Source organism: Thiohalorhabdus denitrificans (assembly GCF_001399755.1).
In the GTDB taxonomy this organism is placed as follows: Bacteria; Pseudomonadota; Gammaproteobacteria; order Thiohalorhabdales; family Thiohalorhabdaceae; genus Thiohalorhabdus; species Thiohalorhabdus denitrificans.
The window spans coordinates 195,035-213,367 of sequence record NZ_LJCP01000006.1; the positions used below are offsets into that span (position 1 = coordinate 195,035).

The window sequence follows — 18,333 nt, forward strand, 5'->3', positions numbered from 1 at the left end:
AAGCCGCCTCGCAACGAGGCGGCTTTTTTATGGGTGGGCCAAAAACCCCTCCCATCCAGGTGATGGTTTAAATTCTCGGCTAGGGGTACCATCACCCCAGGTTCCGGACCAAGGATTCCCCCGCATGTTCCGGATAGCCCGGGCGAAATCGTGGAGTGCTGGCTGGCTAGGGCGGGTTCTGGACAGATATCGGAACCGCCCCGATTCCGAGCACGAGCAGGCCGTGGTCCGGGTGGGGGTTGCCAGCGCCATAACCGCCTACCTTTCCATCTATGGCAGCGTGCACCCCGGCGCCTACGCCGGAATGGCGGGGGCCCTGGAGATCCTGGGCCTCTTCCTGGTTTTTGGCGTTGCCCTTCTCGCCTGGATCGGCGTGCGTCCGGGCCCTTCCCATGGCCGGCGCCTCATCGCCAACATCTCGGATCACGGCACCCTTTCGCTGCTACTGGCCCTGTACGGGGAGGCGGTGGCGCCCCTGTATATCGTTTACCTGTGGGTGGTGGTAGGCAACGGCCTCCGCTTCGGCCAGGGATACCTTTACCTATCCATGGGCCTGGCCCTGGCCGGTTTCCTTGGCGTGATCCTGTCCCATCCCTTCTGGCAGGAGAACCCCACCCTCGCCTGGGGTCTATGGACAGGCTTGGTGGTACTGCCCCTCTATTTCTCCGCCCTGCTTGCCAAGCTGATCCGGGCCCGGGCGGAGGCCGAGGCGGCCAACCGGGCGAAGAGCCAGTTCCTGGCCAACATGAGCCACGAGATCCGGACCCCCATGAACGGGGTCATCGGCATGATCGATCTCCTGGGGGACACCTCCCTGACCCCCATGCAGCGGCATTTCACCCAGACGGCCCAGCGTTCCGCCCGGGCCCTCCTGGAGCTCCTGGAGAACGTGCTCGACCTGTCCAAGATTGAGGCCGGGAAGCTCACCCTCCAGGAGGAGGACTTCGACCTGTACGCCACCGTACGCGGAACGGTGGACATGCTGGCCCATCAGGCCGAGCAGAAAGGCCTCCGGCTGGACCTGCACATCGATCCGCACACCCCTTGCCGGGTGCGGGGGGACGAGGTACGCCTGCGCCAGATCCTGATCAACCTGATCAACAACGCCATCAAGTTCACCGAGAGGGGCCATGTGGAGGTGCGGATATGCCCCTCCCCGGAGCCGGAGGGTAGCCTCAGGGTCTGCTTCGAGGTGGTGGATACGGGCATCGGCATCGCCGAGGATGTCCAGGAGCACATCTTCGAGGTGTTCACGCAGGCGGATGGGTCCATCACCCGGCGTTACGGCGGCACGGGTCTGGGAACGGCCATCTCCAAGCAGCTGGTAAATCTCCTCGGGGGCACCATTCAGGTGGAGAGCCACCCGGGGATCGGGACCCTCTTTCAGGTCTCCCTCCCCTGGCAGCCCCCGGAGCAGGAGGCGGGGGCAGAGGTCATGGGGCCGGGTGGCGGCGTGCTGCTCCTGACCCGCGATCCGGTGCTGCGCGACAGGTTGATGGAATGGTTCGCCCTCTGGGGCCTCCAAGCGGAGGTGGTGGGGAGCCAGGACGAGGTGCTGGCCCGGACCGGGCGGCCGGGAGCCCGTTTCCGGGGCGTGGTCATCGACGAGGGGGAGCTCCTGGATCCCTCGGCCTTCCTCGCCTGCTGCCGCGCTCCGGGAAATCCGTCCGATCCGGGCCTGGTGCTGCTGCGGCGGGATCCAGACAGCCGGCGGCTCCAGGGCCTGGAGGGGCGCTTCGATTCCGTCCTCGACCTGCCTCCCGACAAGCCGTTACTTTTCAATGCGCTGTATGCCCTTCAGGCCGAGCTGCCGCGGGACGAGCGGGTGGTGGACCTGGCCCGGCGGCGGGCAAAACGGCAAGGCCGGGAACGGCCCCGCTACATCCTGGTGGCGGAGGATAATCCGACCAACCAGGAGGTGATCGGGCTGATCCTGGAGAAGGGGGGCTACGCGGCCCGAACGGTCGCCGACGGCGAGGAGGCCTTGCAGGCCCTGGAGGAGGAGGCCTTCGATCTCGCCATTCTGGATATGCATATGCCGGAGCGCAGCGGGCCGGAGGTGGTCAAGCTGCACCGGTTCATGGATACCGGCGATCGGCCCATGCCCTTCGTGCTCCTCACCGCCAATGTAACGAGCGAGGCGGCGCGGGAGGCAGAGGAAGCGGGGGTGGCCGCCTTCCTGACCAAGCCGGTGGAGGCCCAGCGACTGCTGGAGACCCTGGAGCAGGCCCTGGACCGGGGGGCGGCTCCGGCGGGGGCCGGCACACCATCCGGGGAAGCCGCCGAGACCGAGGAAGGCGCCTTGGTTTCGTCCCGCACCATGAAGGAGTTGGCGGGCATGAGTCGGGACCCCTCCCTGCTTGCCGACCTGATTCAGGGCTTTCTGCGGGATTCCGAGGACCTGCTGGAGCGGATGGAGAAGGCGGCGGAGGAGTGTCGGCTGGAGGAGCTGCAGGGATGTGCCCATTCCCTGAAGGGGAGCGCGGGCAACCTGGGGGTGGAGGCGGTCGCCAATGTGTGCGAGCGCCTGCAACGGGCTAGCGCCACGGACCTGGCCGCAGGGGGCATTGCCCACGAGCTGGAAGGGCTGCGGGACCTGCTGGCGCGGGCCCGCCCTGCCCTTCTGCTGCATGCCAGCGGTCAGCTCCAGCATTGACCACCGGCATGCCGCTACTTCCTCACTCGGCCCGGGAGAGCTTCTGACCCGTCCGCCGATCCTGAGCCCGCACCAAGCGCTCCATGGTCCGGAGCTCGCGTTCCCCCAGCCCCAAAGCCGAGTCGACCCAGAGTTCGGTGATGTCCCGCAGCTCCTCGAAGGGTACCCGGTTGTGGGAGGAGTGGATGCGCCGCAGGAGCCCGTGCACGGAACTGTGCTTTTCCGCCTCGGCAATGTACTCGACGAGCTTCTCGCGCCCCTGCCCGGGCTCGGCGAGTACATCCACCACCCCCATCTCGTAAAGCTCCTCGGCTTCATAAAGCCGGCCCGACAGGATCATGCGCTCGGCCAGGGAGGGCGCAATCCGCCTGGAAAGGTAGCTGTAGGCTCCCATGCCCGGAAACAGGTTGAACAGCACCTCGGGGAAGCCCATTTGGGTTCCCTTCTCCGCGATTACCACGTTGCAGGAAAGGGCCGCCTCCAAGCCGCCACCCTGGGCCCGCCCTTCCACCAGCGCCAGACTGGTAAGGGGTAGGTCCATTCCCACCGAGAACCGGTGCCCGGCCCGAACGCAGGCCAAGGCGTAACCCAGCAGGCCCTCTCGGTCTCCGGCCCGGATCAGGGAGAGGAAGCGGGACAGATCACCCCCGAAGTTGTAGATTCCGTCCAGATTGGAGGCCAGCACCATGTAGCGGATGTCCGGGGAGCGCCTCTGCGGCTGCTGCCGCACCCGGTGCGCAACCTCTTTCTGGAAGGCCTCGATATCTGCGAGCAGTTCGGGGGTGAAGGCAGGACGGGGTTGCGGGGCCATGTTCAAAGTTGCCACCCCCAGCTCGCGGTCAAGCTCGACCTCCGACTGCTGATACACGTGGCTGGCTTCGGGGAATTGGAACAGATTGCTCATGGTGCGCTCCTTCTTGGAGGTTGTGGGGCCGCCCAGCAGACGACCGGGGAGGTAGCCGCCCCGTCGGGAACCGGCGGGGCGGTGGAAACTGGTAGCCTGCCTGGGGGACCGGGCCGGTGGGGGCCTCGGGAAGGGACGGCGAGAGGATGCACCAAGAGCGTAAGAGAAGAACCAGCGGGCCGCTGGCTGTTGGGCAAGATGGCACGGAGCCCCCCTTTTTGGCTCGTTTCCTGCGCCTCTCCCAGACTAACCCATTGAACAGCAAAGGGAAGGGGCTATACCGGACGATCGTCCAAGGGTTGGGGAGTCCGGACCCTTGGCCCCTATCTGCCCAAGCCCTATAATGCGGTTTTGACGGAAACCCACTTCCCGAAGCCCGCCCATGCCCCGCAAGCTCCATATCCGCACCTTCGGCTGCCAGATGAACGAGCACGATTCCACCCGCATGGTGGACCTGCTCGACTCCGCCCTGGGGGTGGAGTGCACCGAGGATCCCGCCGAGGCCGACATCCTGCTGCTCAATACCTGTTCCGTGCGCGAGAAGCCCCAGGAAAAGGTCTTCTCCGAGCTGGGGCGCTGGCGGCCCTTCAAGGAGGCCCGGCCGGGGACCCTGATCGGGGTGGGGGGCTGCGTGGCCCAGCAGGAGGGGGAGCGCATCCGTCGGCGCGCCCCCTACGTGGACCTCGTCTTCGGGCCGCAGACCATCCACCGCCTGCCGGAGATGATCGCGGCCGCCGAGCGGGAGCGCTCCGGCGTGGTGGACGTGGATTTCCCGGAGATCGAGAAGTTCGACCACCTGCCGGCACCCCGGGTGGAGAAGGCCCGCGCCTTCGTCACCATCATGGAAGGCTGCGACAAGTTTTGTACCTTCTGCGTGGTGCCCTACACGCGGGGGCGGGAGCTCTCCCGGCCCTTCGACGACGTGCTCGCCGAATGCTACGAGCTGGCCCAGCAGGGGGTGCGCGAGGTCACCCTGCTCGGCCAGAACGTCAACGGCTACCGCGGGGCCATGGAGGACGGCACCGAGGCGGATCTGGGCCTGCTGCTCTACTATCTGGCGGGCATCGAGGGCCTCGACCGGCTGCGCTTCACCACCTCCCATCCCAACGAGTTCGGCGAGGGGCTGATCGAGGCCTTCGCCGAGCTGCCCGAGCTGGTCTCCCACCTGCACCTGCCGGTGCAGACCGGCTCCGACCGGCTCCTGGCCCGCATGCACCGCAACCACACCCGGGCGGAGTTCCTGGACAAGGTGGAGCGGCTGCGCACGGTGCGCCCCGACATGTCCATCGGCAGCGACTTCATCGTCGGCTTCCCAGGGGAGACCGACGAGGACTTCCAGGACACCCTGGACCTCGTGGCCGAGGCCGACCTGGACCATTCCTTCTCCTTCAAGTACAGCCCGCGCCCCGGGACCCTGGCGGCCGAGGTGCCCGACGACGTCCCCGAGGCGGTCAAGCAGGAGCGCCTCACCATCCTCCAGAACCGCCTCGGCCAGCAGACCATGGAGAAGAGCCGTGCCCTGGTGGGGCGGGAGGTGGAGGTGCTGGTGGAGGGGCCCAGCCGCAAGGACCCCAACGAGGTCATGGGGCGCACCCCCTGCAACCGCATCGTGAACTTCCCCGCGCCGGAGGAGACCGTGGGCAGCCTGGTGCGGGTGACCGTCACCGAGGCCCTGCCCAACTCCCTCCGCGGCCGGCTGAGTCGGGAGGCCGCCGTGGAGCGGGCGGTCTGAGGTCCGGGTGGTCCCGGCCTCCCGTGGCCAACGGGGAACCCGTCGCGCGTGATCGGATCCCAGAGCCATCCATACCGTATTCCATCGCTTGCCGGGGCGGCGCCCCGGCGCCATGCTGATCGCAAATCCCCCCGGTATCGGGGAGGTGAGGTACTGCCTGTGAACGATTCCGTCCCCGCCCCTGATGGCGTCGAGGAGGTCCACCCGGTGGTGGTGCAGCTCCCGCCGGAGGCTTCGGACCTCCCCGACCCCGCCCGGATCCGGGAGTGGGTCCACGCCGCCCTGGCCGGGGTCCCCGAGGAGGCCCAGGCCGGGGAGGTGGTGGTGCGCGCTGAGGACGGGGAGGCCATGGCCGAGCTGAACGCCAGCTTCCGGGGCAAGGCAGGGCCCACCAATGTGCTTTCCTTCCCCGCCGACCTGCCGCCGGGGCCCTGGGAGTCGATGCTCGGGGACCTGGTGATCTGTCCGGAGGTGGTGGCCCGGGAAGCGGCCGAGCAAGGAAAACCTCTGCAGGCCCATTGGGCCCACATGGTGGTGCACGGCACTCTGCACCTGCTTGGCTACGACCATATGGCGCCCGATGAGGCGGAGGAGATGGAGGCGCTGGAGCGGGAGATAATGGCGCAGTTAGGATTCCGGGACCCCTATGCGGAGGAGTAGAGCGGTGGCGGAAGAAGGCCCCAGACGACGAAGTTGGATTGAGCGTTTGACGCGGGGGCTCGGAGCGGCCCCCGAGTCCCGGGAGGACCTCCTGGAGATCCTGCGGGAGGCCGAGTACCAGGGCCTCCTCGATCCTGAAGACCTGCACATGATCGAGGGGATCTTCAAGATCTCTGGCACCCGGGTGCGGGACGTCATGGTTCCCCGGGGCCAGATGGAGGTGGTTCGCACCGACGAGGCGCCGGAGGATTTCATTCCCCGCATCGTCGAGGTGGGCTACAGCCGCCTGCCGGTGGTGGGCGAGGACCGCGACGACGTCCGCGGCATCCTGTACGCCAAGGATCTGCTGCGCTACTGGGCCGCCGAGCAGCGTGACCAGTTCGACCTTCTCTCCGTCATCCGCCAGCCGGTGTTTGTCCCCGAGAGCAAGCACATCGACAGCCTCCTCCACGAGTTCCGCGCCAGCCGCAACCACATGGCCATCGTGGTCAACGAGTTCGGCGGCACCGCCGGGCTGGTGACCATCGAGGACGTCCTCGAGGAGATCGTCGGCGAGATCGAGGACGAGTTCGACATCGAGGCGGTCATGGTGGAGCAGCGCGGCCGCGGCCGCTTCCAGGTGGACGCCCAGATCCCGCTGGAGACCTTCGCGGCCCGCTTCGGCGCCCGTCTGGAGGCTGAGGGCGTGGATACCCTGGGCGGCTGGATGGTGCGGGAGATGGGCCACCTCCCGGAGGTGGGCGAGTCCCTGCGGGTGGACGGCCTGCTCCTGGAGGTGATCCGCGCCGACCGCCGCCGGATCCGCAGCATCCGGGTGGTGGAGGTGGGCGAGGCGGAGGCCGGAGCCCAGGGCGGAGCGGGCTGAACCATCCCATGGAGACCCGCGCCTTGGCGGAAGACCCGCCCGTGACCGGCCGCGCTCGCACCCTGGCGGTGGACCTCGCCTATCTGGCCGCCGGCATGCTGGCCCCCCTGGCCTTCGCACCATGGGACTGGTACGCCCTGGCCTGGGTGCTCCTGATCCCCCTCTTCCTCGCCACGGAGATCCCCGCCTCGGGGGTGCGTTTCCGCCGCGGCCTGGCTTTCGGCCTGGGCATGTTCGGCGCCGGCCTGCACTGGCTGCTGCCCACCATCCACACCTTCGGCCACATGCCCCTCGCCCTGGCGGTGCCCACCTGGGCCCTGCTGGTGGCCTATTGCGCCCTCTACCCCGCCCTCTTCGCCCTGGCCGGGGGCTGGCTGGGCGGGGGCTGGCTGGGCGGGCCCCGCCCTTGGCGCATGGCGCTGGGCCTGCCCCTGCTGTGGGTAGCCCTGGAGGGGCTCCGCGGCCTGGCCTTCACCGGCTTCCCGTGGCTGACCCTGGGGGTGACCCAGACCCAGGGACCCCTGGCCGGCTTGTTCCCGGTGGTGGGCAGTCTGGGCGCAGGGCTGGCGGTGGCCTGCGTCAACGGCGCCCTGCTGCTCGCCTACCTGGCCCGGGACCGGGGCATCCTCCTGCCCCTGGCCTGGCTCGGCGGTGCGGCTGCGGTGGTGGGGGCGGGGCTCCTGGCCGCCACCCCCACCTGGACCAGCCCGTCGGGAAGCCCCCTGCGCGCGGCCCTGGTGCAGGGGGCGGTGCCGCAGGAGATGAAGTGGAGCGCGGAGCGGCGGGCGGCCATCCTGGAGCGCTACCGCCGGCTAACCCTGGCGAATCTGGACGCCGATCTGGTGGTGTGGCCGGAAACCGCCGTGCCCCTGTTCGCCGACCGGGTGGGGGACTATCTGGACGCCCTGGAGCGGACGGTGGCGGCGCGGGGGGGCACCCTGCTGCTGGGGGTCCCGGAGCGCGACTGGGAGGACGGCGAGCGGCGCAACTACAACGCCGCCATGGCCCTGGGGGCCGGGGACCAGCAGCCCTATCGCAAGCGGCACCTGGTGCCCTTCGGCGAGTACGTGCCGCTGCCGTCGCTGCTGTTCTTCGCCGAGCGCTTCGTGCCCGGGGAGGGGGTCTTCGCCGCCGGGGAGAGCGCCGCGCCGCTGGAGGTGGACGGGCACCGGGCGGGGATGTCCATCTGTTACGAGGACGCCTTCCCCCGGGAGGTAGCCGCCACGGTGCGGGAGGGGGCGGACCTGTTGGTGAACGTCACCAACGACGCTTGGTTCGGCGGCTCCATCGGCCCGGACCAGCACGCCCAGCTGGCCCGCGTCCGGGCCATGGAGATGGGGCGGCCGCTGCTGCGGGTGGCCAACACCGGCATCACCTACGCCGCCGACCATCGGGGCCGGGTGCTGGAGCGCATCCCCCGCGACGAGCCCGGCGTGGCCCGGGCGACCGTCCAGCCGCGCATCGGCGCCACCCCCTACCAGTGGCTGAGCCGGGGCTGGCTGCTGGGCGGGGTGCTCGCCGGTCTGGGGCTGTTCGTCCTCCTGGCGCGGCGACGCGGGAGGCTGGTGTAGGAGCGGCCGTCCCGGCCGCGACAACCCGCAACCAAGCTTCAAACCTGAATCTTCGGACCGGAGCGGCAGCCCTCGCTGCGACCAATGCGCCTCGGAGACAAATCGCGGCCGGGACGGCCGCTCCTACCATTCCCTCTCCCGCCCTTGCAGTATTTGGGGCGCGGGCTTACCCGGGCCCGATCTCCCCGCCCTCAATCCAGCCCCAGCTCCTCCCAGAACCCGTCCACCCGCTCCCGGGTGGCGGCGTCCATGCGCACTGGGTGGCCCCACTCGCGCTGCGTCTCGCCCGGCCACTTGTTGGTGGCGTCGATGCCCATCTTGGAGCCCAGCCCTGACACCGGCGAGGCGAAATCCAGGTAGTCGATGGGGCTGTTGTCTACCAGGTGGGCATCGCGCACCGGATCCACGCGGGTGGTCAGGGCCCAGATGACGTCCTGCCAGTCGCGGGTATTGATATCGTCGTCCACCACCACCACGAACTTGGTGTACATGAACTGGCGCAGAAAGGACCACACCCCCATCATCACCCGCTTGGCGTGGCCGGGGTACTGCTTCTTCATGGACACCACCGCCATGCGGTAGGAGCAGCCTTCCATGGGCAGGTAGAAGTCGGTGATCTCCGGGAACTGCTTCTGCAGCAGCGGGATGAACAGCTCGTTCATGGCCAGGCCGAGCACGGCGGGCTCGTCCGGCGGCCGCCCGGTGTAGGTGGTGTGGTAGATGGGGTCGCGGCGGTGGGTGATGCGCTCCACGGTGAGCACCGGGAAGCGCTCCTGCTCGTTGTAGTAGCCGGTGTGGTCGCCGAAGGGCCCCTCCACCGCCAGGTCGTCCGGATAGATGTGGCCCTCCAGCACGATCTCCGTGTGCGCCGGGATCTGCAGGTCCACGCCGATGCCGGTGGCCAGCTCCGTGCGCGCGTCGCGCAGCAGGCCGGCGAACTGGTGCTCGGAGAGGGTATCCGGGATGGGGGTAACGGCGGCCAGGATGGTGGCCGGATCGGGCCCCAGCGCCACCGCCACCGGAAACGGCTTATCCCCATGGACTTCTCGCCAGCGCTGGTAGTCCAGCGCCCCGCCGCGGTGCGCCAGCCAGCGCATGATCACGCGGTTGGGGCCGATGACCTGCTGGCGGTAGATGCCCATGTTCTGCCGGTCGCGGTCCGGCCCGCGGGTCAGGGTGATGCCCCAGGTGATGAGCGGCCCGGCGTCCTCCGGCCAGCAGGTCTGCACCGGCAGGGTGGAAAGGTCCACGTCCTCCCCCTCCACCACCACCTCCTGGCAGGGCGGGCTCCGGCGCTCCTTGGGGCGCATGTTCAGGGCCTTGCGCAGGATCGGCACGGTGTCCCACAGCTCGCGGAAGCCCCCCGGCGGCTCGGGCTCCTTGAGGTAGGCCAGCAGCTGCCCCACCTCGCGCAGCTCCGTGGTGGAGGAGCGGCCCATGCCCATGGCCACCCGGTTGGCGGTGCCGAACAGGTTGGCCAGTGCCGGCATGGAACCGCCGGTGGGCTGCTCGAACAGCAGGGCGGGCCCGCCCCGGCGCAGCACCCGGTCACTGATCTCGGTCATCTCCAGGTGGGAATCCACCGGGTGGGCGATGCGCTTGAGCTCGCCCCGCTGCTCTAGATCGGCAATGAAGGCGCGGAGGTCTTTCATGGAGCCTTTTCCAAAAGATAAACCGCCAAGGACGCCAAGATCGCCAAGAAAAAAGACGAACGGAAAAGGCCGAAAAAAATCGTTGGGACCGGAGAAAGTTTTGGTTAACGAATTTTCGGGTTTTGTCTTTACTTGGGGCTCTTGGCGTCCTTGGCGGTTAGTTATTTCTGTTTTGCGGTGTAAAAGGTATCAGGCGGTGAGGTACTCCAGCACGATGCCGGCGAACACCGCCCCCCCGAGCCACTGGTTGTTCAGGAACGCCCGCAGGCACGGGCCGCGCGCGCGATCCCGGATCAGCCAGTGCTGGTAAAGCCCGAAGCCCACGGCGCCCAGCAGGCCCAGGGCGTACCAGACGCCGAAGCCCGCCAAATAGCCCACAACCCCCATCAGGGCGAGGGCGATCAACTGGTTCACCCCCACCGCCACCCGGTCCCACCGCCCGAACAGGATGGCCGTGGAGCGCACGCCGATGGCCAGATCGTCGGGCCGATCCTCCATGGCGTACATGGTGTCGTAGGCCACCGTCCAGAAGATGTTGGCCGCCAGCAGGATCCAGGCCACCGCCGGAACCTGCCCCGATACGGCGGCGAAGCTCATGGGGATGCCCCAGCCGAAGGCCACGCCCAGGTAGGCCTGGGGCATGTGGGTGAAACGCTTGAAGAAGGGATAGGTGGCCGCCAGAACCACCGCCACCAGGGCCAGGTACAGGGTCAGGCGGTTGAGGAGCAGCACCAGCCCGAAGGCCACTAGGCACAGCGCCACGAACAGAGCGATGGCCTCCCCCGGACGCACCTCACCGCTGGCCAGGGGCCGCTCCGCGGTGCGCTGCACGTGGGGGTCGAAGTCGCGGTCGGCGTAGTCGTTGATCACGCAGCCCGCCGAGCGCATGAGCAGCGTGCCGACCACGAAGACGACGACGATCCAGGCCGGCGGGCTGCCCTCCCCCGCGATCCACAGCGCCCACAGGGTGGGCCACAGCAGCAGCAGGGTGCCGATGGGCCGGTGCAGCCGCATCAGGCGGGCGTAGGCCCCCAGCTTGGTGGTCAGGGCTGCGGCGGGCATAACGCCTCCATGGCCGGAAGGAAGACCTCCCCCACCAGCAGACGCTCGGCGCCCACCCGGTGCAGGGAGCGGCGCGCCCACAGGGTGGCCCCGTCGGCGTCGGACACCGGCGCGGCCTCCAGGGACAGGCGCTCGGCGTCGCTCCCGGGCTCGAACAATTGGTCGCCCAGGGGCTGCTCCCCCGGGTCGGGCAGGGCCTGGCCGGGGATCCAGCTGCGGGCGAACACCACCTCTCGGCCGCCGCACAGCAACCAGACCTCGCGCTGCAGCACGGGGCTGCCCGCGGACAGGCGGAGCAGATCCGCACCGGCCGGTGGAAGGGAGACGGTGACCCGCCGGTGGATGCGCAGTCCGAATTCCTGCGGGCAGGCCGCCCGCAGGGCCCCCGTCAGCGAACCGCCGCAGGCCAGCCAGGCCGCCAGGCCGGGGTCCGGCGCCCACGGCCCCCCCAGCACCGCGGGATCCCGCCAGGGTTCCCGGGCGGGGAAGAGGTCGTCTGCGGTGGGAAAGGGATCGTCCATGATCGAGGGCTCTCGCCGGCGGTCGCAGGCGGGATTCTAGCGCAGCCGAGGATCGGCGTCAGGAGGCGGAATCCCCCGCATCGAGCCGGCGGTACTGCACCGCTTCGGCGATGTGGGCCCGGGCGATGCGGTCGGTGCCGGTTAGGTCGGCGATGGTGCGGGCCAGCTTGAGGATGCGGTGGTAGGCGCGGGCCGACAGGCCCAGGCGCTTGCTGGCGGTTTCCAGGAAGGCCAGACCGTCCGCGTCCGGCTGGCAGTGCTCCTCCACCCCCCGGGCGGTGAGCGCCGCCGCCGGAACCCCCAGCAGTTGCAGCTGGCGCTCCCGGGTGGCCTCCACCCGGGCCCGTACCGCGGCGCTGGGCTCCTCGCCGCCATTCCCCTGCCCGGGTCGCAGCTCCTCCACCGGCAGGGCCGGCACCTCCAGCTGCAGGTCGATGCGGTCCAGCAGGGGCCCGGACAGCTTGCCCCGGTAGCGCTGGATCTGGGCCGGGGTGCAGGCGCAGGCCTGGCGGGAATCGCCGAGGTGGCCGCACGGGCACGGGTTCATGGCGGCGAGCAGTTGGAAACGCGCCGGGAAGCGGGTGGTGGCGCGCGCCCGGGCGATGGTCACCTCCCCCGTCTCCAGGGGCTCGCGCAGGGCCTCCAGGGTGCGACGGTCGAATTCGGGAAGCTCGTCGAGGAACAGCACCCCCCGGTGGGCGCGGGTGATCTCCCCGGGCCGGGGCGGGCTGCCGCCGCCCACCAGCGCCGGCAGGGAGGCGGAATGGTGCGGATCCTGGAAGGGGGGATGGGGATCCAGGGCGGCCACGCGCTCGCCGCGCACGGACCGGATCCGGGCCACCTCCACCTGGGCGTCCCGGTCGAGGGGCGGCAGGATGCCGGGCAGGCAGCGGGCCAGCAAGGTCTTACCGGCCCCGGGCGGACCGGACAGCAAGATAATGTGTCCCTTTTAAGTTACTCTGACAACTTCCCTTGTAACCGGGAGGCCCTATGCCCAAAGCCTACTCCTACGTCCGCTTTTCGCACCCAGACCAAGCACGTGGCGACTCCCAGCGCCGCCAAGTGGAAGCGGCCCGCCAGTGGGCCGAACGCAACGGCTACGAATTCGATGAAAGCAATACCCTAGCGGACCACGGGGTCAGCGCCTACCACGGAGACAACCTAACCGAGGGGTCGCTCGGGGCATTCATTCAGGCCGTACAGGACGGCCATATCCCCCCGGGTTCTGTCCTCGTCGTCGAGAGCCTCGACCGCATCAGTCGGGAGCAGATCCACGCGACCCTAAGCCGGTTCATGGACCTTCTCGCCCGGGGGATCGAGATCGTCACCCTGACTGACAATAAGCACTACACCACCCAGAGCTTGAACGATCTGGCCGACCTCATGACTTCCCTTGTGGTTATGGCCCGGGCTTACGAGGAGTCGGCAACCAAAGCCCAGCGGTTGGCAGCCTCTTGGGAAGAAAAGCGCCGAAAAGCCCGTGAGGGGGAGGAAAAGGCGACAGCCCAGTGCCCGGCTTGGCTACGCCTTTCCGAAGACCGGAAGGCCTTTGAGGTAATAGAGGACCGAGCCGAGGTCGTGCGCCGCATTTTCCAGTTATCCAGTGATGGAGAGGGAAACAAAAGGATCGCGAAAATTCTCAACGAGGAAGGGGTCCCTGCCTTCCGATCAAAGAACGGCTGGCAACCCTCCTACATTCAAAAGATCCTCCAGTCTGAGGCCGTGTTTGGCCGCTACCAGCCCTGCACAAGCCCAGGAGGCAGGGGGAAGCCCCAGCCGGACGGCGATCCCATCGACGGTTACTACCCCGCCGTAGTCGATGAAGCCACTTTCTACGCGGCCAAAGTTGCACGGGAACGCCGTAAAGTTGCCCGGGCCGGGGGCCGACCCAACAAAGAGGTCACAAACATTCTCCGGGGCCTCGTCGCCTGCGGTCGTTGCGGGGAATCGATGCATTACCTTTGGAAAGGTGACAGTGAGATAGACCGGGCGATCTATCAGTGTGGCGGGTACTTGCGAGGTTCTGGATGTGACCACTCCTACACATACCCCTACGACCCCGTTATCCAGGAGGTCTCGTTTTCCGAACAAGCCAGCAGGGCCATGTTCGAAGATGAACGAAGAGCCGAGGCGGAGCGGTCGGAAGCCGAAGCAGACCGGTTATCGGAAGAGATAACCCGCAAGAGTCGGGCCCTTGACCGCCTCCTTGAGATGTTCGGTGACGAGGAACCAACCAGGGAGATCCAGGACCGCGTTAAAGTCCTATCCACTGAGTTGGACGATCTTCGGAATCAGCATCAGCGGGCTAAGGAACACGCTAAAGGACTGCGGGCTAACGATCTGATTGAGGAGGTGGAGGAGGGGCGAGAGCCGAAATCAGGACCCGCACAAGCTGGCCCGGATAACCGCATGGCGCAGCGCGTGCGCGAAGTGGTCAGGAAAGTGGTCTTTTTGGAGGGGACTATATCCATCCACTTTCACCATGGCATTCCCTCCGAGTTGGGCGAGATCCGCAAGCCGCTCGGGCCGCACAACAAGATCCTGACCCAGGCCGAGGAGGAGGAGCTCGCGCAGCTCCGGCGAGAGCAATTTCTGCCTCTCAATGAACTCCAGGACGAGGCCCGGCGCCGGTTCAACAAGGAGCTTTCGACCAGCGCCATGCACAGGGCCATGAAACGGCACGGGCTCGGTAACCTGTACCGGCTTCGCAGAGGTGAGGGAATAGGATAAGCTCGAATTCCTCTGCACCAGTTTCGGCGGCGACCTTGAATCCCCTTTGTTTCGCCGCCGGGCCCCGCCTTCGGGCGGGGCTTTTTAGTTTCTGCCTCAGGAGTAGGTTATGGCTTTATGGGAAGTCAGGGCCCGGTCCGCTGAACTGCTGTCGGGCCCCTTTTCCGAATACGACAGGCTTATCCAGGAATGCTTCGAGGTTATCGCCGAGTGCATCGACCTGTGCAGCCACCGCCGGGACCAAGCGTATTTTCTGGCGACGGGTCTGGCTTTGACCAAGGCCCGCCGGTTCGCTTTAGGGTCTTACTCCTTGATGTTGGACGGCCTTGGCCAGGAGGGCGGCGCCCTCCTCAGGCCGCTCATCGAGTACTACGAGCTTCTGACCTTTGTCCGCATGTTCCCCCATCGCGCCCAGGAGGTGATCGACAACCGGCAGCCTTCTGCGGGGAAGGTGGCTCAGGAAATTGAAGGCCGATGGAAGGGCTTGCGGGAGTATCTGAATGATCATGCCTCCCATGGATCGTTTTCCGATCATTCCACAGGCCACCTGTACCGGGCGGATGGCTCCCTCGCTTCCGGCGAAAACGTTGGCGAGGAGACTCTTGGAACCAACATGTCCGTTTTCTACGCCGTCTCCTGGTTGGTCGCGGCGGAGGGTGTCCATAACCTCTCAGAAGGCGAAGCTGGATTGGTGAACGATCAAGCCTGGAAGCTCGAAAGCCTTAAAGCGGAGAGCTACCAAGTTTTTGACTTCGAGAAGGGCCGGACTTAAAACCCAATTTTGGGTTCGTATATGGGTAGCAATTACCCGGTAGCCCAAGGACTATACCCCCCCCTCCCAAATAGGCGTTTTTCCGGTAATTTGGGGATTGTCGACCCCCGTCCCTCAAAGGAGGTTGCCTTGGGCAATATTTTGGACGGGGGGCGCCGAGCCGGTTAGTTGCTGGTCTAGAAACCGGGCTGAATGGCCCCCCAGCAAGGCCCGGAGAGGCCACCCAAGGCCGGCACGGGCAATGCGGGTAATAGCTGACACCGACCAACAGAAGGGGCCTATGTTGGCTCGTTAACGTCGGTCGCCCCCGTAACCCACGGCCCCGCCGGATTCGGCGGGGCTTTTTACTCGATGCCGTACTTTTCCTTGAGCCTAGCCCTTAACTTCTTGGCGTCGTAGGTGAACACATCCTCGGGTTTTTCCTGAAAGCAGACGATGATCTGCTCAGTACCCGGTTTGGTTACCGGGATCGTATTGCCGCCTTGGGTCGTAGTGGTGGCGTTCCCATAAACCGTATTCCCGGTTTGCTGGGCGTTAAAGTTGGTGGTGCTCGTTTGCGGGGTGGTTATGGTGCCCCGGGTGGTGGTCTTGTCGGAGCGGGCAATTGCGAAGTAGTTGAAGCCCTTTTCCAAGGTCAGCTCGGCCGACCTCAGCAGAGTAAAGTCCTGAGCTCGTTGGCGGGACGTATAGCCGTTCCCGTTGAAGTGAACTCGGAACATGTTGTCTTTGAGCTGCGTGGTTGAGTAGCCGCCCGTAAAGCCTTTCTCTTGGTAGGCCGTGGCGCATCCAGCCAGGATAAGCGCTGTTGCGCCAGCTAGTAGAATTCCTCGCATTGGCTCCTCCCCAAATTTGCCGCTAAATGCCAAGCAAGAACTTAGCGTAGGCGCTGACTACCCCGCCTACGATGAACCCGATAATGGTCCCCGCGATCATCCGCCGGTTCCGGCGGCGCTCAATTTCCGCTTGAGCATAGGACCGTCGAACCGGGTCGCTTTCCTTGTTGGTGTCCAGACGAGCGTACAGGTCCCCCAAGGGTACGATCCGAATCCGGTAAGCGTACTGAGCAAAGCTTCGGGAGCCACCCAGCCAGTTGTCCCCTTTGTGCTTGTCCTTGCCCCAGCGGTGACGACACCAGTCTCTAGCCCATTCCCAGGCTCCCATATGCCCTCTCAGCTTTATCCGTTAGGGTCATCAATATCGGTTCTAGGTAGGTGTTTTTCTTCCCAGGCGCGCTTCCAGTTGTGAACTTCTTCTCGGACGTCGGCAACTTGGTCGGTGAGGTCGTCGACCTCCGCCTCTTGCCTTTGTGTATCCACTGTTAACTTAGCTAGAAACGTGTTGGTTGCGGAAAGCTGGATGATCACAATTAAAACGAGTATCCCGACCCCTATCACAACCCAAAAAAGTGGCGAAAATTCCGATAATCCCATGACCTATCCCTAGTCGTTTGCTGATTTTCGGTTACGGTAAACCTTCGCAAACCACTCCGTCCCCGTCACCGTCCAAACGGTGGGGGTCGCCGGGCTTATGGCTCTCATAGAACTCCTGCGCGGCCCGTTGGGTGTCGAAGTCCGAGCAGTCCCGGTCCCGGCTCCCCGACGAACTCCCCCGACTTGCACCATTCCGCCATTGCCAGGGTGGGACAGGGTTTGAGGCGGCCCATAGGCCCCGCCCCTCCTCCCGGGCTTCCGCTTCCAAGTCAGGGAGCCTGGAGCCGGGTTCTAGGTAATGGTCATAGGCCCACGCGTGGCCTTGCTGCACCAGCCATGCGTTAATGTCCCGACCCTGGTGGTACACCCTCCCGATAAGCCGACCGTGACTACCCCTACCGTCCGTCTCGATCCGGACTGTCTCACCTAGGACCAGCCGACGGACTGCTTGGCCGGCTTCATCGCCGTGAGGCTGTCCGGATTCCGGGGTGTCGATTCCTCCCAGGCGCACTACCCTCTCGCCAAGCTCGATGGTGTCACCATCCCGGACGTGGGTAACTTCAGCCTCAAAATCCGCAGAGGCCGAACCTGTCAATAGGCAGCCGACAATCAGAAGAAAACCAACGATGTAATTGGGAGCCCGTTGTGGTTGGCTCTCAGTAACCTCCTCAGTCCTTCTCGCAGGTCTCCTTATTCTTTTCCAGGAAAGCGTGGGCACAGGTGTATCCCGCTTATTTTAAAAACAAAGGTAACGACATAAGAATAAGGAAAACGATGAATATCTTGACTCGGGAGGTATCTGCAATATCGTCTTCAAGTTGTTCTGGGTTACCGATACTAAGGAAAAAGGCAACAAGGGAGGGAAGCAGCAAAGAAAATGCGCCCATCTTTAGCCCCATGTAGAGGTTCTTTAATGGGACATTTTCTTCGCTGTTTATCCAAAACATGCCCCCTATTAAGCTAATAAAGAGAGCAGCAAGACCGAGATCTTTGTTATTCATTGGTATCTAGGCAGGAGGTTCAAGCCCGAGGGCTAGAAACATTAGGGCAATTAGGACCGCGGCCCCCACGAGCAAACGGAAACGGGCCTTATAGTGATCAAAATTTTTCAATAAAAACTGCGGGCTGTACACCAAGATACCGCCGAGAGCAAAAGACCCCATTACTGAGCCAAGGCCTTGTCCCAGAGCACTTTCCAGGGGAAGTGCTTTCAGGACCATATATCCCAAAGAGGTTAGCGCCCATAGGGTTGCTGCCCCGAGCCAAAAGCGGGATTGCTCCATAGTTCTCTTCCTTGCCCTCAAGTTGAAATAGGCGTGGACAGTCACAACGATGCCGCAACTAAAGTGGACAAAATACCTTTAGAGGTCAACCTCGGGGGGCGGAAGCAAGAGGCTTTACAAAATAGACTAATAACCTCTTTTTGCGGTGCGAACCTCCGAGGTTTCTTGGCGGGGTGGGCTTCTCCACCCTAAGGCTCGCCCCTAGCTTGTAGTTCCGCCTCAATCTCCTCCAGTTCCCCTTCGGTCAGTTGGGCACTGATGTTGGCATCAAAGCCTAATTCTTCCAGGTCGGTTGGGGCTCCATCCTCAGCAATCTCTTCCATTCGGAAGGCGTTCTCCCGTTCCGCCTTAAGTTGGTTGGCCCTCCGATGAAGTTCGGCGGTCGGCTTGTCTGTGTAGCACATCATTCTTGCCCCCCGAGGCTATGGCGGCGGTGGAATTCCGCCCTAGGTGTGGATCTCGGTTGCTTAACTCGGAAGTTTCTCGCAGCTCAGA

17 protein-coding genes are annotated in these 18,333 nt (G+C 65.5%); 7 read left to right on the forward strand and 10 right to left on the reverse strand.

The window, feature by feature from the left end:
* The first annotated feature begins 124 nt into the window (after positions 1–124).
* Positions 125–2,656 carry an ATP-binding protein gene (locus AN478_RS02390; RefSeq protein WP_143004109.1) on the forward strand — a complete coding sequence of 844 codons (2,532 nt, stop codon included), beginning with the start codon at positions 125–127 and terminating at the stop codon, positions 2,654–2,656.
* A gap of 22 nt (positions 2,657–2,678) precedes the next feature.
* On the opposite strand, the gene AN478_RS02395 is transcribed toward AN478_RS02390, so the two are convergent.
* The gene (locus AN478_RS02395) at positions 2,679–3,560 is read right to left on the reverse strand and encodes a crotonase/enoyl-CoA hydratase family protein (protein ID WP_054965023.1); all 882 of its coding nucleotides are present in this window, start codon (positions 3,558–3,560) and stop codon (positions 2,679–2,681) included.
* Positions 3,561–3,942: 382 nt separating this feature from the next.
* Here AN478_RS02395 and miaB point away from each other — a divergent pair, with 382 nt between their 5' ends.
* The 4 genes from miaB to lnt all read left to right on the forward strand — a co-directional run bounded on the left by miaB (position 3,943) and on the right by lnt (position 8,388).
* Entirely contained in the window at positions 3,943–5,292 is a 1,350-nt protein-coding gene (miaB, locus tag AN478_RS02400; RefSeq protein WP_054965024.1) for a tRNA (N6-isopentenyl adenosine(37)-C2)-methylthiotransferase MiaB, read from the forward strand.
* Positions 5,293–5,499: 207 nt separating this feature from the next.
* Positions 5,500–5,952: an rRNA maturation RNase YbeY gene (ybeY, locus tag AN478_RS02405; protein ID WP_054965161.1), complete on the forward strand. Its 453-nt coding sequence runs from the start codon at positions 5,500–5,502 to the stop codon at positions 5,950–5,952.
* Positions 5,953–5,998: 46 nt separating this feature from the next.
* Positions 5,999–6,817: an HlyC/CorC family transporter gene (locus AN478_RS02410; RefSeq protein WP_176758757.1), complete on the forward strand. Its 819-nt coding sequence runs from the start codon at positions 5,999–6,001 to the stop codon at positions 6,815–6,817.
* Between the two features lie 41 nt (positions 6,818–6,858).
* Positions 6,859–8,388, forward strand: a complete 1,530-nt coding sequence (gene lnt / locus AN478_RS02415) for an apolipoprotein N-acyltransferase (RefSeq protein ID WP_074471364.1) — start codon at positions 6,859–6,861, stop codon at positions 8,386–8,388.
* A gap of 191 nt (positions 8,389–8,579) precedes the next feature.
* Here lnt and ubiD read toward each other — a convergent pair whose 3' ends face one another.
* The 4 genes from ubiD to AN478_RS02435 form a co-directional block, all read right to left on the reverse strand.
* The gene (gene ubiD / locus AN478_RS02420) at positions 8,580–10,040 is read right to left on the reverse strand and encodes a 4-hydroxy-3-polyprenylbenzoate decarboxylase (protein WP_054965027.1); all 1,461 of its coding nucleotides are present in this window, start codon (positions 10,038–10,040) and stop codon (positions 8,580–8,582) included.
* Between the two features lie 189 nt (positions 10,041–10,229).
* A complete protein-coding gene (gene ubiA / locus AN478_RS02425; protein ID WP_054965028.1) occupies positions 10,230–11,102 on the reverse strand; it encodes a 4-hydroxybenzoate octaprenyltransferase in 873 nt (290 codons plus the stop codon).
* The gene (locus AN478_RS02430) at positions 11,084–11,623 is read right to left on the reverse strand and encodes a chorismate--pyruvate lyase family protein (protein ID WP_054965029.1); all 540 of its coding nucleotides are present in this window, start codon (positions 11,621–11,623) and stop codon (positions 11,084–11,086) included. Before AN478_RS02430 ends, ubiA begins: the two co-directional genes overlap by 19 nt.
* A gap of 58 nt (positions 11,624–11,681) precedes the next feature.
* A complete protein-coding gene (locus AN478_RS02435; protein ID WP_054965030.1) occupies positions 11,682–12,557 on the reverse strand; it encodes a YifB family Mg chelatase-like AAA ATPase in 876 nt (291 codons plus the stop codon).
* Positions 12,558–12,613: 56 nt separating this feature from the next.
* On the opposite strand from AN478_RS02435, the gene AN478_RS02440 reads away from it, so the two are divergent.
* Both AN478_RS02440 and AN478_RS02445 read left to right on the forward strand, forming a co-directional pair.
* Positions 12,614–14,353, forward strand: coding sequence for a recombinase family protein (locus AN478_RS02440; RefSeq protein WP_054965031.1), 1,740 nt, complete (start codon positions 12,614–12,616; stop codon positions 14,351–14,353).
* Positions 14,354–14,462: 109 nt separating this feature from the next.
* The gene (locus tag AN478_RS02445) at positions 14,463–15,125 is read left to right on the forward strand and encodes a hypothetical protein (RefSeq protein WP_054965032.1); all 663 of its coding nucleotides are present in this window, start codon (positions 14,463–14,465) and stop codon (positions 15,123–15,125) included.
* 344 nt (positions 15,126–15,469) lie between these two features.
* Here AN478_RS02445 and AN478_RS02450 read toward each other — a convergent pair whose 3' ends face one another.
* The 5 genes from AN478_RS02450 to AN478_RS14645 form a co-directional block, all read right to left on the reverse strand.
* A complete protein-coding gene (locus AN478_RS02450; RefSeq protein WP_054965033.1) occupies positions 15,470–15,958 on the reverse strand; it encodes a CC0125/CC1285 family lipoprotein in 489 nt (162 codons plus the stop codon).
* Positions 15,959–16,300: 342 nt separating this feature from the next.
* Complete coding sequence (locus AN478_RS13850; RefSeq protein ID WP_143004110.1) at positions 16,301–16,555, reverse strand: hypothetical protein; 255 nt, start codon at positions 16,553–16,555, stop codon at positions 16,301–16,303.
* Positions 16,556–16,586: 31 nt separating this feature from the next.
* Positions 16,587–17,273: a thermonuclease family protein gene (locus tag AN478_RS14810; protein WP_082432743.1), complete on the reverse strand. Its 687-nt coding sequence runs from the start codon at positions 17,271–17,273 to the stop codon at positions 16,587–16,589.
* A 13-nt stretch (positions 17,274–17,286) separates the two neighbouring features.
* Entirely contained in the window at positions 17,287–17,556 is a 270-nt protein-coding gene (locus AN478_RS13855) for a hypothetical protein (RefSeq protein ID WP_143004111.1), read from the reverse strand.
* Positions 17,557–18,026: 470 nt separating this feature from the next.
* Positions 18,027–18,161 carry a hypothetical protein gene (locus tag AN478_RS14645; RefSeq protein WP_269434436.1) on the reverse strand — a complete coding sequence of 45 codons (135 nt, stop codon included), beginning with the start codon at positions 18,159–18,161 and terminating at the stop codon, positions 18,027–18,029.
* Positions 18,162–18,333 lie beyond the last annotated feature (172 nt).

What these genes read in the sequence shown, in the direction of transcription:
- AN478_RS02450 (WP_054965033.1), bottom strand. Translation starts at nt 15,958, where the DNA reads ATGCGAGGAATTCTACTAGCTGGCGCAACAGCGCTTATCCTGGCTGGA.
- ubiA (WP_054965028.1), bottom strand. Translation starts at nt 11,102, where the DNA reads ATGCCCGCCGCAGCCCTGACCACCAAGCTGGGGGCCTACGCCCGCCTG.
- AN478_RS02430 (WP_054965029.1), bottom strand. Translation starts at nt 11,623, where the DNA reads ATGGACGATCCCTTTCCCACCGCAGACGACCTCTTCCCCGCCCGGGAA.
- AN478_RS13855 (WP_143004111.1), bottom strand. Translation starts at nt 17,556, where the DNA reads ATGAATAACAAAGATCTCGGTCTTGCTGCTCTCTTTATTAGCTTAATA.
- ubiD (WP_054965027.1), bottom strand. Translation starts at nt 10,040, where the DNA reads ATGAAAGACCTCCGCGCCTTCATTGCCGATCTAGAGCAGCGGGGCGAG.
- miaB (WP_054965024.1), top strand. Translation starts at nt 3,943, where the DNA reads ATGCCCCGCAAGCTCCATATCCGCACCTTCGGCTGCCAGATGAACGAG.
- AN478_RS14645 (WP_269434436.1), bottom strand. Translation starts at nt 18,161, where the DNA reads ATGGAAGAGATTGCTGAGGATGGAGCCCCAACCGACCTGGAAGAATTA.
- AN478_RS02440 (WP_054965031.1), top strand. Translation starts at nt 12,614, where the DNA reads ATGCCCAAAGCCTACTCCTACGTCCGCTTTTCGCACCCAGACCAAGCA.
- AN478_RS02395 (WP_054965023.1), bottom strand. Translation starts at nt 3,560, where the DNA reads ATGAGCAATCTGTTCCAATTCCCCGAAGCCAGCCACGTGTATCAGCAG.
- AN478_RS02445 (WP_054965032.1), top strand. Translation starts at nt 14,463, where the DNA reads ATGGCTTTATGGGAAGTCAGGGCCCGGTCCGCTGAACTGCTGTCGGGC.
- AN478_RS13850 (WP_143004110.1), bottom strand. Translation starts at nt 16,555, where the DNA reads ATGGGATTATCGGAATTTTCGCCACTTTTTTGGGTTGTGATAGGGGTC.
- AN478_RS02390 (WP_143004109.1), top strand. Translation starts at nt 125, where the DNA reads ATGTTCCGGATAGCCCGGGCGAAATCGTGGAGTGCTGGCTGGCTAGGG.